19 protein-coding genes are annotated in these 14,064 nt (G+C 58.7%); 9 read left to right on the forward strand and 10 right to left on the reverse strand.

Annotated elements, in window-relative coordinates:
• Nucleotides 1–35 precede the first annotated feature (35 nt).
• From AB5Y90_RS10100 to AB5Y90_RS10130, 7 genes are all read left to right on the forward strand, one after another.
• The gene (locus AB5Y90_RS10100) at nucleotides 36–1,397 is read left to right on the forward strand and encodes a Do family serine endopeptidase (protein ID WP_227095398.1); all 1,362 of its coding nucleotides are present in this window, start codon (nucleotides 36–38) and stop codon (nucleotides 1,395–1,397) included.
• A gap of 109 nt (nucleotides 1,398–1,506) precedes the next feature.
• Nucleotides 1,507–2,631, forward strand: a complete 1,125-nt coding sequence (degS, locus tag AB5Y90_RS10105; protein ID WP_005336297.1) for an outer membrane-stress sensor serine endopeptidase DegS — start codon at nucleotides 1,507–1,509, stop codon at nucleotides 2,629–2,631.
• A 314-nt stretch (nucleotides 2,632–2,945) separates the two neighbouring features.
• A complete protein-coding gene (locus AB5Y90_RS10110) occupies nucleotides 2,946–3,305 on the forward strand; it encodes a transcriptional regulator (RefSeq protein WP_047438724.1) in 360 nt (119 codons plus the stop codon).
• Between the two features lie 17 nt (nucleotides 3,306–3,322).
• The gene (locus AB5Y90_RS10115) at nucleotides 3,323–3,688 is read left to right on the forward strand and encodes an SFCGS family glycine-rich protein (RefSeq protein WP_307896067.1); all 366 of its coding nucleotides are present in this window, start codon (nucleotides 3,323–3,325) and stop codon (nucleotides 3,686–3,688) included.
• Complete coding sequence (locus AB5Y90_RS10120; RefSeq protein ID WP_100652517.1) at nucleotides 3,688–3,984, forward strand: DUF4312 family protein; 297 nt, start codon at nucleotides 3,688–3,690, stop codon at nucleotides 3,982–3,984. The genes AB5Y90_RS10115 and AB5Y90_RS10120 overlap by 1 nt, the downstream gene beginning before the upstream one ends.
• 39 nt (nucleotides 3,985–4,023) lie before the next feature.
• Entirely contained in the window at nucleotides 4,024–4,764 is a 741-nt protein-coding gene (locus AB5Y90_RS10125) for a DUF4311 domain-containing protein (protein WP_307896066.1), read from the forward strand.
• A 47-nt stretch (nucleotides 4,765–4,811) separates the two neighbouring features.
• Entirely contained in the window at nucleotides 4,812–5,441 is a 630-nt protein-coding gene (locus AB5Y90_RS10130; protein ID WP_307896065.1) for a DUF4310 family protein, read from the forward strand.
• 17 nt (nucleotides 5,442–5,458) lie between these two features.
• Here AB5Y90_RS10130 and npr read toward each other — a convergent pair whose 3' ends face one another.
• From npr to AB5Y90_RS10180, 10 genes are all read right to left on the reverse strand, one after another.
• Entirely contained in the window at nucleotides 5,459–5,731 is a 273-nt protein-coding gene (gene npr, locus AB5Y90_RS10135; RefSeq protein WP_005336318.1) for a PTS phosphocarrier protein NPr, read from the reverse strand.
• Between the two features lie 20 nt (nucleotides 5,732–5,751).
• A complete protein-coding gene (gene rapZ / locus AB5Y90_RS10140) occupies nucleotides 5,752–6,618 on the reverse strand; it encodes an RNase adapter RapZ (protein ID WP_021231839.1) in 867 nt (288 codons plus the stop codon).
• Nucleotides 6,619–6,663: 45 nt separating this feature from the next.
• Nucleotides 6,664–7,110, reverse strand: coding sequence for a PTS IIA-like nitrogen regulatory protein PtsN (ptsN, locus tag AB5Y90_RS10145; RefSeq protein ID WP_005336322.1), 447 nt, complete (start codon nucleotides 7,108–7,110; stop codon nucleotides 6,664–6,666).
• A 2-nt stretch (nucleotides 7,111–7,112) separates the two neighbouring features.
• Nucleotides 7,113–7,400 carry a ribosome hibernation promoting factor gene (gene hpf / locus AB5Y90_RS10150; protein WP_005336323.1) on the reverse strand — a complete coding sequence of 96 codons (288 nt, stop codon included), beginning with the start codon at nucleotides 7,398–7,400 and terminating at the stop codon, nucleotides 7,113–7,115.
• Between the two features lie 20 nt (nucleotides 7,401–7,420).
• Entirely contained in the window at nucleotides 7,421–8,860 is a 1,440-nt protein-coding gene (locus tag AB5Y90_RS10155; RefSeq protein WP_005336331.1) for an RNA polymerase factor sigma-54, read from the reverse strand.
• A gap of 65 nt (nucleotides 8,861–8,925) precedes the next feature.
• Complete coding sequence (lptB, locus tag AB5Y90_RS10160; RefSeq protein WP_005336333.1) at nucleotides 8,926–9,651, reverse strand: LPS export ABC transporter ATP-binding protein; 726 nt, start codon at nucleotides 9,649–9,651, stop codon at nucleotides 8,926–8,928.
• 3 nt (nucleotides 9,652–9,654) lie between these two features.
• A complete protein-coding gene (gene lptA, locus AB5Y90_RS10165; RefSeq protein WP_040068817.1) occupies nucleotides 9,655–10,182 on the reverse strand; it encodes a lipopolysaccharide transport periplasmic protein LptA in 528 nt (175 codons plus the stop codon).
• A complete protein-coding gene (gene lptC / locus AB5Y90_RS10170) occupies nucleotides 10,169–10,729 on the reverse strand; it encodes an LPS export ABC transporter periplasmic protein LptC (protein WP_005336338.1) in 561 nt (186 codons plus the stop codon). The genes lptA and lptC overlap by 14 nt, the downstream gene beginning before the upstream one ends.
• Nucleotides 10,726–11,280 carry a 3-deoxy-manno-octulosonate-8-phosphatase KdsC gene (kdsC, locus tag AB5Y90_RS10175; RefSeq protein ID WP_047438734.1) on the reverse strand — a complete coding sequence of 185 codons (555 nt, stop codon included), beginning with the start codon at nucleotides 11,278–11,280 and terminating at the stop codon, nucleotides 10,726–10,728. The genes lptC and kdsC overlap by 4 nt, the downstream gene beginning before the upstream one ends.
• Nucleotides 11,280–12,275 carry a KpsF/GutQ family sugar-phosphate isomerase gene (locus AB5Y90_RS10180; protein WP_058057518.1) on the reverse strand — a complete coding sequence of 332 codons (996 nt, stop codon included), beginning with the start codon at nucleotides 12,273–12,275 and terminating at the stop codon, nucleotides 11,280–11,282. The genes kdsC and AB5Y90_RS10180 overlap by 1 nt, the downstream gene beginning before the upstream one ends.
• 207 nt (nucleotides 12,276–12,482) lie before the next feature.
• Between AB5Y90_RS10180 and mlaF the strand changes: the two genes are divergently transcribed.
• Both mlaF and mlaE read left to right on the forward strand, forming a co-directional pair.
• The gene (mlaF, locus tag AB5Y90_RS10185) at nucleotides 12,483–13,283 is read left to right on the forward strand and encodes a phospholipid ABC transporter ATP-binding protein MlaF (protein ID WP_005336343.1); all 801 of its coding nucleotides are present in this window, start codon (nucleotides 12,483–12,485) and stop codon (nucleotides 13,281–13,283) included.
• On the forward strand, nucleotides 13,283–14,062 hold the full coding sequence (gene mlaE / locus AB5Y90_RS10190; protein ID WP_307896063.1) for a lipid asymmetry maintenance ABC transporter permease subunit MlaE: 780 nt from the start codon (nucleotides 13,283–13,285) through the stop codon (nucleotides 14,060–14,062). Before mlaF ends, mlaE begins: the two co-directional genes overlap by 1 nt.
• The last annotated feature ends 2 nt before the right edge of the window (nucleotides 14,063–14,064 follow it).

The raw sequence follows: 14,064 nt of genomic DNA on the forward strand, positions 1-14,064 counted from the left end.
TTGCAATGCAACTTTTTCTGGGAGCTGTTTTTCATATGCGTAAACCTCTTTCCATGCTCAGTGTGCTAGCCCTCAGTGTCGGTATCGCCATGTCTGCGGCCCCTGCTCAGGCTGCACTGCCTTCCCTGTTAGGTTCAAATCAGGAGATGCCAAGCCTGGCGCCTGTTCTCGAACAGGTCACACCGGCGGTGGTCAATATCTCGGTTTCTGGCAAAAAAATTACCCGTCAGCGTCTGCCGGAACAGTTCAAGTTCTTCTTCGGCCCCAACATGCCCGATGAACAGGTGAGCGAGCAGCCATTCCAGGCGCTAGGCTCCGGTGTCATCGTCGATGCCAAGAAGGGTTACGTCATCACCAACGCCCACGTGGTGCACGAGGCGGACGAGATCAAGGTCAACCTGAAGGATGGTCGTGAATATGCGGCCAAGAAGATTGGTGAAGACAAGCAGTCCGACATCGCCCTGCTGCAAATCAAGGCCGAGGACCTGGTACAGATCAAGTTCGCCGACTCCGACGAGCTGCGGGTAGGTGACTATGCGCTGGCCATCGGCAACCCGTTTGGTCTGGGCCAGACCGTCACCTCCGGTATTGTCAGTGCGCTGGGTCGCAGCGGCCTCAACATCGAGAATCTGGAGAACTTCATCCAGACCGATGCGGCCATCAACTCCGGTAACTCCGGCGGCGCCCTGCTCAACCTGCGTGGCGAGCTGATCGGTATCAACACCGCGATTCTGGGCCCGAACGGCGGCAACATCGGCATCGGCTTTGCCATCCCTTCCAACATGGTGCGGGATCTGACCGAGCAGATCGTCAAGTACGGTGAAGTGCGTCGCGGCCAGCTGGGTATTACCGGCACCGAGCTCACCTCCGACATCGCCAAAACCTTCGGTTACAACAAGAAGGATGGTGCCTTCGTCAATCAGGTCATGCCTGATTCGGCGGCCGACAAGGCGGGCATCAAGGCCGGCGATATCATCGTCAGCATCGATGGCAAACCGGTTCGCTCCTTCGGCGAGCTGCGCGCCAAGATTGCCACCATGGGCGCTGGCAAGCAGGTCGAACTGGGGCTGATCCGCGATGGCAAGTCACAAACTGCCAAAGTGACCCTGAAGCAGGCCGATGACAGCGAAGTACGCGCCAGCGCGCTGCATCCGGCACTGGAAGGGGCCAAGCTGAGCACCACCACCGACCCAGTCTCCGGTGTCGCGGTGGCCGATATTGATCCTCGCTCTCCGGCAGCCGCTTCCGGCCTGCAGAAGGGTGACATCATCATCGGGGTCAACCGCCTGCGCATCAACACCCTGAGCGAGCTGACCAAGGCGCTCAAGAACAAGCCTGACGTGCTGGCGCTCAACATCCAGCGCGGCGACTCCTCGCTCTATCTGGTGATCCGCTAACGCTCAAGTTGTTCGCCAGCCCCTCCATCACCCGCGGCCTTCACCGCGGGTGATTTTTATCCATCGATAGTGTTATTCTCTGCGCGCAGCCTGTACGGATGAGAATGACATGAAAATCCCCCCTTTAGTCAGTTACTTGGGCAAGTCTGTCGGTTTTGGATTGACCGTCGCGGCGCTGCTGTTGCTGCTGTTTCCCCATTTTCGCGGTGGTGCCCAACTGCCCGGCATCATCACCAATGCCCGTGAACTGAGTTTCTCCTATGCCGCCCATCGGGCAGGCCCTGCCGTCGTCAACATCTACACCCGCAGCTTTGCCCCCAATCAGGGCAATCAGGGGGAACTACGCCCGCAAGGGCTGGGTTCCGGCGTCATAATGAATCAGCGCGGCTATGTGCTAACCAACTACCACGTCATCGCCGATGCCGACCAGATCATCGTCGCGTTGCAGGATGGCCGGGTCTTCAGCGCCGAACTGGTCGGCACCGATCAGCTCACCGACCTCGCCGTGCTCTATATCGAGTCAGACAACCTGCCGGTGATCCCGCAGGATCCGGAGCGACTGCCAGAAGTGGGGGATGTGGTGCTCGCCATCGGCAACCCCTACAACGTCGGCCAGACCATCACCCAGGGCATCATCAGTGCGACCGGCCGTACCGGCCTCTCCAGCATGGGGCCCGACAGCAATGGCCGTCAGGATCTGCTGCAGACCGATGCAGCCATCAACGAGGGCAACTCGGGTGGCGCGCTGGTTAACGGCCGTGGCGATCTGGTGGGTATCAACACCGCCACCTATCACCTCAACGGTAATCAGGAGAGCTACGGCATCAGCTTCGCCATCCCCTACCGGCTGGCAAAACGGATCATGGATGAGCTGATCGCCAACGGCCGGGTGATCCGCGGCTATCTCGGGATCTCCAGTGTCGAGATCAACCCCATTGTCGCGCGGATGATGAACCTCGGCGACCTGCGTGGTCTGGTGGTGGAAAGCCTGGATCCCAACGGCCCTGCGGCCAAAGGTGGTTTGCAGCGAGGAGATGTGCTGCTCAAGATCAACGGAGAGGCCATCAGTGGCGTACGCAGCGCCATGGACAAGATTGTCGAGAGCCGCCCCGGCACCAAGCTGACCATCTCGGTATTCCGCTCCGGCAAGCCGCTGGAAGTGGTGGTCACCATAGAGGAAGACCTGCGCTATCAGCAGAGAACCGCCAGCTCGAGCGCAGCATCGGCCAGCTAGCGTCACTCCTTGTTATGAGAAGGGCGGGAAACCGCCCTTTTCCATATCTGTCCCCTCGGCTACGTCTCTTATCGTGAGATGACTCACAGTTTCCCGCAACGCTTGCCCTGCCCCCGCCCCCCTATTTGTGCGCTACCGATCACACAAAACCAGCCCCAATAAGCACTCTTTTTGCCTTTTCAGTATCCAAACGATCACTTCGGGGCCATTTCCTCAGGAATTTCCGCTTCGAATCGGAAAAACACTGCCTCCTCCACATCGACGCGCAGGCTTAGGGTAACGCCATACCTTCTGCCAGCCTTGGAGAGCAGACATTGCAAACAGAGACTCACGACCAGACCCTGACCCCGAACAGCCCGGAGTTGCTGCGCCAGACCGATCATATCCTCGCGCGCATTTATCCCCTGCTGGCCGAACAGGGCATCATCCCCAACGAGGTGCAACGGCAGATGCTGGCCTCCCATGTCAAAGCCATGGTGTGGCGCTCCTACAGCGGCGAACCCCTGCCAGAAGTTGACCTCAGCCTGTTTGAAGAGATCTCCCCCCTCTCACTGCGTCTCGCCGAACAGGTCGTCAGCTGGCTGGACCAGTTTGCTTATGAGGAGGCACACCTCTTGTCCGTCCATTTTGAAGTCGCCAAAGAAAACGAACTCAGCTCGGTGCAGAACCCGTAACTCAAGGAGAAATCGATATGACAGCCATCAAACTCGTGATTGGAGACCGTCTCGGCAAGGGCCAGAAAGTGGGCGCAGGCGCGGAAGCCGCCGGGGCCAACGTGACCATCATCCCCGGCATGGCCGCTGACATGAAGCTCGGCGACGTGATGAACAAGGAGCAGGCGGATCTCGGCATCTCCTTCTGCGGCAGCGGCGGCGCCGGGGCGATCACCGCCCAGACCAAATACGGCTACAAGTACCGCTACGGCATGCGCTCTGTTGAAGAGGGCGTCTCCGCCATCAACGAAGGGTGCGTGGTGCCGGGCTTCGGTTTCATGGACAAGGAAGAGCTGGGCCAGAAGCTGGTCGAAGCCTTCGCCAAGAAGCACGGACGCGCCTGATGAAAGAGAACTTCACCACCCAGGTCATCGTCAACGGCAAGGGGACGACCCGCCAGCAGGCGTTTGCCTCCGCCCTCAGCCAGGTGCAACCCACACTGCTCAAGGACAACCAGCAGGTACTGCTGCGTATTGAGCCGGTCGATGTACAGGTGCTCAAAGCCGAGGAGTCGGTCCGGGTGGAGAAGTTCCTGTTCTTCTTCCTGCCGCGCCAGCGCTGCGAATACCGCGTCCAGCTGGAGATCAAGGTTCAGGTCACCAGTCTGGATGTCGCCAAGGTGACGTTCACCCAGGTGTGATGCCTGCGCAGGCACAACCCCACAAGAAGGATACGTTGGATGTTTCTAATCATTTTTATCAAGTCACTCATCATTGGCGGCCTGGTTGGCGTCGGGGTGGGGGCCGGCGCGGCGCGGATGTTCCACGCCCCGACCGTACAGGGCATGGGTGCCTTCCGCACCCTGGGCGAACTTAACTCCTGCGAGGGGGATCCCGCTTCCCACTTCTCGTTTGGTCTGGGCTTCTTCTTCAACGCCTGGGCCTCAACCGTGGCGGCAGGCGCCTTCACCCAGGATGTGGATCACCGCATCATCCCGCACTGGGCTACGGCGGCACTGCTGTTCAAAAATCGGGATCTCGCCACCACTCTGCACGACCCGAAAAAGATGGCCATCGCTGGCGGCATCATAGGTGCCATCGTGGTCGCCTTCCTCAACAGTACGGCTGCTGCCGTCCCGGCCGCCCTGCAGGTCACTGCGGTCAAGGTGCTGGTACCGGCTGCCAACCTGCTGGTCAATACCGTCATGCCGGTGATCTTCTGGCTGGCCGCCATCGAAGCGGGCAAGAAATCCGGTTTCTGGGCCACCATCTTCGGCGGTCTGGCCCAACTCATCATGGGCAACGCGGTACCGGGTCTGGTGCTCGGCATCCTGATCGGCAAGGGCGTGGAAGAGAGCGGCTGGAACCACGTCACCAAGGTGATGATGGCAGCCATCGTCCTGCTGTTCGTGCTGAGCGGCTTCTTCCGCGGCTTTGACATGAAACTGATTGAGTCCTTCCATATGGGTGTCCCCCTGTAGCTGGAAAACGTCCATAACCTGCTGAGCGGCAAATAAGGGGTCACACCATGGATGAGAAACTGAAAAACAACTTCTGGTACGCCGACTGGTCATTCCCCATCTTCGTCGGCCTGCTCTCGGCCGGGGTCTTTGCCGGTACCCACATGTTCTATCTGTACGGGGTTGGTGCCTTCAACGAGGTAGCCTTCGTCGCCATGCTGAAAGCCGGCATGGACACGGGTGCCTACGGCGCGGTAGCCGCGTTCGGTGCCAGCTTCCTGTTCGCCCGCATCATCGAGGGCTCCCTGGTGGGGATCCTGGATATCGGCGGTGCCATCCAGACCGGGGGCGGACTGGGCGTTCCCGCCCTGCTGTTGGGGGCCGGCATCGTCTATCCGGTGGAGAACTTCGGTGCCTCGCTGGCAACCGGCATGGGGATTGGTCTGGCCATCGGCTACGTCATCATTCTGGCGCGCCGCACTCTGGTTTACACCGTGCTGACCCCGCAGGGGATTGACTGGGGGAATGGTGAAATCGCGACGCTCATCTTCGTGCTGGCCATCAGCAAGGCCGACTACGAGGAGGCGATGGGTCTCTACGACCTGTTTCTGGCACTGATGAACGAAAAAGCCAGCAGGAATCTGCTGGCTTGTCGGGATTTTGCCAGCTTCAAAGCGCTGGCGCGTACCGGTTCATAACATATAACGAGGAGTGACTACTCCTCATTGAAGCCGGAGGTGAACAGCTCCACCACGGCGGCCAGGGCCTCGACCTCTTCGGGGCCCTCAACCTGTACTTCCACCTGCCGCCCTTGCGCGGAATCCAGCATCAGCAGGCCGATGATGCTGTCAGCATCGGCCTCCACACCATCTTCATTGCGCAGCAGCACGTGGGCATCGAAACCCTGCACCAGCTCGAACAGCATCATGGCTGGTCTGGCATGAATACCCAGCTTGTTTTTCACTTCAACCGAGGCGGAAACAGTCATCGGGTCGTCCTATTGGTCCGTCAGGATTGGGGGGCACTCTTGTCGAGAGTGCGGTGGCGGATCTGCACGTTCTTGCCAAGCAAACGGAATGCACTGGCCAGCCGCTCTGCAATAAAGACCGAACGGTGCTGACCGCCGGTGCAACCGATGCCGACCGTGAGGTAGCTGCGATTGTTGCGCTCCAGATGGGGCAACCAGGTCACCAGCATGTTCTCGATCTGCTGGGTAAACAGCATCACGTCAGCTTGCGCCGAGAGGTAGTTGGCGACCGGCTCATCCTTGCCGGTAAACGGCTTGAGCTCGGGGATCCAGTGCGGGTTGGGCAGGAAGCGGGCATCGAACACGAAGTCGGCATCCTTGGGAATGCCATACTTGAAGCCGAACGACTCGAACACCAGCACCAGCTCGTTCTCTTTCTTCCCAAGCACCCGGGTCTTGATGAGCTCGCTCAGGTCGTGAATGCTGAGGGTGGTGGTGTCGATACGCAGGTCAGCGGTCGAGGAGATGGGCGCCAGCAGGTGGGTCTCCTCCCGAATCGCCTCATCCAGCGACAGCTTGTTGCGTGAGAGGGGGTGCAAACGGCGGCTCTCGCCATAGCGCTTGAGCAGGGTGCCGTTGTCGGCATCGAAGAAGAAGCTGGAGAACTCTACCCGCCCCTCATTGCGCACCTGTGCCAGCAGATTTTCCAGTTTCTCCGGATCGCTCGGCAGGTTGCGCACATCGATACTGACCGCCAGCTTGTCGTACTGGCTCTCCACCGAGACAATCAGCTGGGGCAGCAGATTGACCGGCAGGTTGTCCACACAGTAGTAACCCAGATCTTCCAGCACTCGCAGGGCTACCGTTTTACCGGAGCCCGAACGTCCACTTACCACGATTAACTGCATCTTGTTCCCTCACGCCAAAACGGGTGTCTCATCCTTGGCCTGCTGTCAGGCCGAGGTCATGATCTGATAGAGCTCTTCGTCGCTGGTTGCCTGACGCAACTGGCGGCAAACCGCCTTGTCACCCAGCTTGGAGGCCATCAGGGAAAGGGTCTTGAGATGCTGCTTGCACTCGCTTTCCGGCACCAGCAAGGCAAACAGCAGGTCAACCGGTTGATTGTCGATGGAGTCGAAAGGAATAGGGTCGGCAAAGGTCATCAGGATCGCGGTTGGCGGGAACTCATCGTCAATGCGACCGTGGGGGATCGCAATACCGGCACCGATCCCGGTACTACCCATTTTTTCGCGGGCCAGCAAGCATTCAAACAGCGCCTGACGGGAGGTGCCAAGGCGTTCGGCGGCCAGCTCGCTGATGATTTCGAGGGCGCGTTTCTTGCTGGTACAAGGGACTGCACTCTTGGTGCAGTCCCGACTCAGTATGTGTTCAAGTTGCATGGTTATTTTTTATTTAACTTATCTTTGTGCTTGATGATCTGCCTGTCCAGCTTGTCGAGCAAGGTGTCTATCGCAGCATACATATCGGCATGTTCAGAGTTGGCAAACACTTCGCCACCGCTGACGTGCAATTTGGCTTCCGCTATCTGGTTCAGTTTTTCCACGCTAAGCACCACATGAACATTGTTGATGTGGTCGAAGTGACGCTCGAGTTTGGCAAATTTGTTATTCACATAATCACGCAGAGCTTCGGTGATCTCGACATGGTGTCCGGTCAGGTTAATTTGCATAACATCATCCTTTTGTTTGCCTAAACCAGGCGTTTGCGCTGATTGGAAGGTGGGATAAACAAGGATTCGCGATACTTAGCGATCGTGCGTCTCGCCACCATAATACCCTGTTCGGCCAGCAAATCCGCGATCTTGCTATCACTTAACGGCTTGGCAGGATTCTCTGCCGTGACCAGCTTCTTGATGAGCGCGCGAATTGCGGTCGATGAGCACTCTCCTCCTCCTTCGGTGTTCACATGGCTGGAGAAAAAAAACTTCAATTCGAAGATACCACGGGGGGTATGCATGTACTTCTGGGTCGTCACCCGGGAGATGGTCGACTCATGCATCTCTACCGCTTCGGCGATGTCATTGAGCACCATCGGCTTCATCGCCTCTTCACCATACTCGAAAAAGCCCTGTTGCTGCTCGACAATGCAACTGGCCACTTTCAGCAGGGTGTCATTGCGACTTTCTAGGCTCTTGATGAACCACTTGGCTTCCTGCAAATGGGAGCGGATAAACTGGGTGTCGGTGCTGCTGCGGGCGTTGCGGGCCATGGCGGCATAGGTCTCGTTGACCCGGATGCGGGGGGCGGAGTCGGGATTGAGCTCGACCACCCACTTGCTGCCCTTCTTGACCACGGAGACGTCGGGGATCACGTACTGAGAGTCACTCTGGATGATGCCGTTGCCGGGACGTGGTTCCAGCAGCTGGATCAGATCCAGCACCTCCTTGAGGTCGCTCTCTTTGAGTTTTGTCTTGCGGGCGAGGGTGCGGTAATCCCGGTTGCCGAGCAGCTCCATGTGCTCGAGGATCACCTCCTTGGCCTCGTTGAGCCAGGGGGTCTGCGGGTCATACTGATCCAGCTGGATGAGCAAACACTCCTGCACAGAACGGGCAGCAATACCGACCGGATCGAAGTGCTGCACCCGCTTGAGTACCGCCTCGACCTCATCGAGTTCCACCTCTACGTCATCGCTGGTGACGGCAGCCTGGATATCCTCCAGCGCAACGGTCAGATAACCGGATTCGTCGATGGCATCGATGATGGCGAGCGCGATGGCGGCATCCACATCGCTGAACGGTGTGAGTCGCATCTGCCACAGCAGATAATCCTGCAGGTTTTCGGTGGTTTCCCCCTGATAGACGCTATCTTCCCCATCGTGGATGGGGCCCGCACTCTGGGCGGTGCCGGCAGAGTAAACCTCGTCCCAGGTGGTATCCACCGGCAACTCGTCCGGCATCTGCTCCTGGGCCATGGCATCGCTGGAATCCAGCTGGCTGGCATCCACCGGCGCTTCCGGACTGGTCTCTTGCGCCTCGCTCTCTTCCTGCTCCAGCAGAGGGTTGTTTTCGAGCGCTTGCTGAATTTCCTGCTGAAGTTCCAGAGTGGAGAGCTGGAGCAGACGAATCGCTTGTTGTAATTGCGGCGTCATGGTCAGGGACTGACCGAGACGCAACTGTAATGTCGGCTTCATCTACGTCGGGATATCCTTATGTTCAGCGAGGCACTCGTCAAAGGAAATGAAGGCATGCCCCCTTACTATAGACTGAATTGATCGCCCAAATAGACGCGCTTGACCTGCTCATCGGCAAGGATGTCAGCCGGTGCACCTTCGGCAATCATCTTGCCGTGGCTGACGATATAGGCCTTCTCACATACGTCCAGAGTCTCTCTGACGTTGTGGTCGGTAATCAAGACGCCAAGGCCTCTATCTTTCAGATGCTGAATGATCTTCTTGATGTCTATCACAGAAATCGGGTCAACCCCTGCAAAGGGTTCATCCAGCAGAATAAAACGCGGCTCGGCCGCCAGCGCACGGGCAATCTCGACCCGACGGCGTTCACCGCCGGAGAGGCTCTGACCCAGGTTGTCGCGAATGTGGGTGATATTGAACTCTTCCAGCAGTTGCTGAACCTTGTCCTCACGCTCCTCGCGACTCAACCCCTTGCGGGTCTGCATCACGCCCATCAGGTTGTCGAACACCGACAGGCGACGGAAGATTGAGGCCTCCTGCGGCAGGTAACCGATGCCATTGCGCGCCCGCACATGCATGGGCTGCAGGCTGATGTCCTGATCGTCGATGGTGATGAGACCGGCATCGCGCTGCACCAGCCCCACGATCATGTAGAAGGAGGTGGTCTTGCCCGCCCCGTTGGGGCCGAGCAGGCCGACAATCTGGCCGGTGCCCACTTCAAGACTGACGTCACTCACCACCATGCGGCGCTTGTAGCTCTTCTGCAGGCCCACTGCTTTTAACACTGCCATGGCTTATTTTCCCTGCTTCTTCTGGTCGGCGGGCTTGTCGAAATTCTCTACCTGATCCGGCAGGAACACGGTTTTGACCCGCTGGCTCGGGCTCTTGCTCTCGGCAATCATCTTCTGTTTGACGATGTCGTAGCGGATCAGATCGCCATTGACCTGGCTATCTTCCTGCTTGAGCTGACCGTTGCCGGTGATGGTCACCAGCCGGTTCTTCAGCTCGTAGCGGATGGTATTGCCGTGGGCATTGACCGGCTTGCCGTTATCCAGGATCTGGAAGAAGGTGGCGGGCTTACCGTAGGCAGTCATCACCTCGGCTCCTTTCTCGCCGGAACGGGTCACTACCACCTTGTCAGCCTTGATCCGGATGGTGCCCTGATTGATGGTCACGTCCTCTTCGAAGGTGATGCGATTGTCCTGCATCTCGGCCACCTGTTTGACGGCATCGACGTAGACCTTCTCGGCAAAGTCGGACTCTTTGGCGGTCACCGCACCACACAACAACAGGGCTGCGAGGGCCAGATTAGCGTTTTTCATTGAAATAGATGGCATGGCCTTGATCCAGTAACTCAAAATATTTGCGGTCCAGATGGCCCTTGAGGCCAACCCCTTGGGTCTGGAAATCCCGACCCAGAATGTTCACTTCCCGGTTGCTGCGCACATCCTGTGTCACCAGATCCAGCTCCAGATAGGGGGTATCCAGTGTGGAGATAAAGGAGGTGGGCAGCAGACCATCCAGATGCACCTTGTCCCGCAGGATGACGTTGTCGCCGGTGTTGAGCACGCCGGTTTCGGCGGTCACCTTCCACTCGGCGGCACCCTGATCGTCATACATGTAGACCACCGGCTTGTCGAAGGTGGCCTGCTCGAGGATTTGATAATACTCGGCGTAGGTCGACTCCAGCCGCTCGGTGCGCTTGCCGTTGATATCAAAACGGGTGGTCACCAGATCTTTGGCGACAAAATCCGGCTGATAGTTTTCGATTTTGACGGCGCTCTCAGGCACCAGCTCAACCTTGCCCAGCTGCCAGGCAACCAGCGCGACCAGAAACAGCAGGGCAAACAACAGGGTCTGTCTGCTCATACCGAGGCCTCGGGCTGATAATCGTCGTGGCCCTGCGCCTGCAAAATGAGGTCACACACCTCGCGCACCGCGCCCATGCCACCGCCAAGCCGAGTCACCATATCGGCACGGCTCAGCACCAGCGGATGGGCATCGGCCACCGCGATACCCAAGCCACAGGCGGCCATCACCGGCAGATCGATGGTGTCATCGCCCATATAGGCGGCCTGTTCAGCAGTCAGCCCCAGCTTGGCCAGCAGCGCTTCGAAGTGAGGCAGCTTTTTATCAGCCCCCTGCACCACATGAGCCACCCCCAGGCTTTTCATCCGATCGCTGACGATACGGGAGTTGCGCCCGGTGATGATGGCGATCTCGATCCCGGCATTGAGCAATGCTCGCATGCCCGCACCATCGCGGGTGCAGAAGGTTTTCAGCTCTTCGCCGTTGTTTCCCATGTAGATGAGGCCGTTGGAGAGCACCCCGTCCACATCGCACACCAGCAGGCGGATTTGCGCCGCCTTGTCGAACTGGCTGCGCGTCACCGGACCATAGAGGGTCGGTACGTTTTGCATCAAATGACTCCGGCTTTCAGCAGGTCGTGCATGTTGAAGGCGCCGAGCGGGCGTTTCTCTTCATCCACTACCAGTAATCCGTTGATTTTTCTCGTTTCCATCAGCTTGACCGCTTCCGCAGCCATCATCTCTGGACCTACGGTAACACAGTTGGCCGTCATCACACGGCTGATGGGGGTGTGATGGATATCGATCTGCTGGTCAAGAATGCGGCGTAGATCGCCATCGGTAAAGAGCCCGGCCAGCAGGCCATTGCCATCGACCACAGCCGTCATACCGAGCCCCTTGCGGCTCACTTCCAGCAGCGCCTGGCTGATGGTGGCATCTATCCCCACCCGGGGCAACAGCTCGCCGCTGTGCATCAGATCGCCGACCCGCAGCAACAGACGCTTGCCGAGCGACCCGCCCGGGTGAGAGAGGGCGAAGTCATCGGCGGTAAAACCGCGCGCTTCCAGCAGGGCGACCGCCAGGGCATCGCCCATCACCAGGGTTGCCGTGGTGCTGGAAGTGGGTGCCAGACCCAGCGGGCAGGCCTCTTTCTCCACCTTGATACACAGGTGCACGTTGGCCTCTTTGGCCATGGTGGAGGCCGGATTACCGGTCATGCAGATGAGCGGAATGCCGCGGCGCTTGAGTACCGGCAGCAGGGCCAGGATTTCGTCGCTCTCGCCGGAGTTGGAGATAGCGATGATAAGGTCGCCACTGGAGATCATCCCCAGATCGCCGTGACTCGCTTCTCCCGGATGAAGGAAGAAGGCCGGTGTGCCGGTGCTGGCGAGGGTGGCGGCGATCTTGCTGCCGATATGGCCCGATTTGCCCATGCCGGTGACCACTATCTTGCCACCGCAGCGCAGCACCATCTCGCACGCCTTGTCGAAGGCGTCGTTCAGATACTGATAGAGTCCATCAATGGCTTGCTTTTCTGTGTCCAGCACCGCGCGGGCACTGCGACGAAAATCGAACAGTTCAGACACTTTCTCAGGCTTTACAGACATAAAGACACAGCTCCGGGCCGAAATTAGCTGCGGGATTATAAAAAAGTCTGCCCGGATAAGCGAATCGGATGGCAAGTCCCGCTCTCAATGACGCACTTTGTTACAGAAAACTGTCGTGCAAATGGGCTTGCAGCCTGTTCAATAGTTGTTCCTTGCTGTTGCTTAGACCTAGACTACCCCATAAAATTCGCACCTCATTTACACCGGATGGACAATTGTTTGAACAATGACCTGATCACCATCTCCGACCTGACCTTCAGTCACGGAGATCGGCTGTTGTATGACGGGATCAACCTGACCATTCCTCGTGGCAAGGTGACCGCCGTCATGGGCCCGAGCGGCATCGGTAAAACCACCCTGCTGCGGCTGATCGGTGGCCAGCTCAAGCCGGAGTCCGGTCACATTCTGTTTGACGGGGAAGATATCCCCACCCTCTCCCGTTCGCGCCTCTATGAAGTGCGCAAGCGGATGAGCATGCTGTTCCAGAGCGGCGCCCTGTTTACCGGCATGACGGTCTACGACAACGTGGCCTTCCCGCTGCGAGAGCACTCCGGCCTGCCGGAGGAGCTGATCCACACCATCGTCATGATGAAACTGCAGGCGGTGGGCTTGCGCGGCGCAGCGAAACTGATGCCCTCCGAGCTCTCCGGCGGCATGGCGCGCCGGGCAGCGCTGGCTCGGGCCATCGCCCTTGACCCCGACCTCATCATGTATGACGAGCCCTTCGTCGGGCAGGATCCCATCACCATGGCGGTGCTGGTCAAGCTGATCAAGGAGCTGAACGATGCCCTCGGTATCACCTCCGTCATCGTCACCCACGACGTGAAAGAGGTGCTGAGCATCGCCGATTACGCCTACATCATTGCCAATCGCAAGGTGGTGGCGCACGGCACGCCGGACCAGCTGCGCGAGGAGCACAATCCCGAAGTCGAGCAGTTCCTCAAAGGATTGCCCGATGGTCCTGTTCCGTTTCATTTTCCGGCAGGCGATCTGCTACAGGATCTCTGATGTTGATAAGTCAAATAAGCAAGCTGGGGCGGGTCGGAGTGCGGTTTATCAGCTCCGTCGGTCGCGCCACCATCATGTTGTTCCATGCGCTGGCGGGCAAACCCGAACCGCGCAAGCACTTCCCGCTGCTTGTCCAGCAGCTCTATGTGGTGGGCGTGCAATCGGTGGCCATCATTCTGGTCTCCGGCCTGTTCATCGGCATGGTGCTCTCGCTGCAGGGTTACAACGTATTGAAGGATTTCGGCGCCGAGCAGAGCCTGGGGCCGCTGGTCTCCCTCTCCCTGCTGCGGGAGCTGGGGCCTGTGGTCACGGCGCTGCTGTTTGCCGGCCGTGCCGGTTCGGCCCTGACCGCTGAAATCGGCCTGATGAAGGCCACCGAGCAACTTTCAAGCCTAGAGATGATGGCGGTCGACCCACTGCGCCGGGTGGTTGCCCCCCGCTTCTGGGCTGGCGTCATCAGCATGCCACTGCTGGCCTTTATGTTCAGCCTGATCGGTATCTTCGGCGGCAAGCTGGTCGGTGTGGACTGGCTCGGCGTGGACGAAGGGGGCTTCTGGTCTGCCATGCAGGCCTCCGTCGACTGGCAGGATGACATCATGCAGGGCGCCATCAAGAGCCTGATTTTCGCCCTGGTGGTCACCTGGATTGCGCTCTTTAACGGCTATGATGCCAAGCCGACCTCGGCCGGGATCAGTCAGGCCACGACCCGTACTGTGGTCCACTCATCCCTCGCCGTGCTCGGCCTGGATTTTATACTCACTGCAGTCATGTTTGGATAAGG

This window comes from Aeromonas sp. R4-1, assembly GCF_040908325.1.
GTDB lineage: Bacteria > Pseudomonadota > Gammaproteobacteria > Enterobacterales > Aeromonadaceae > Aeromonas > Aeromonas veronii.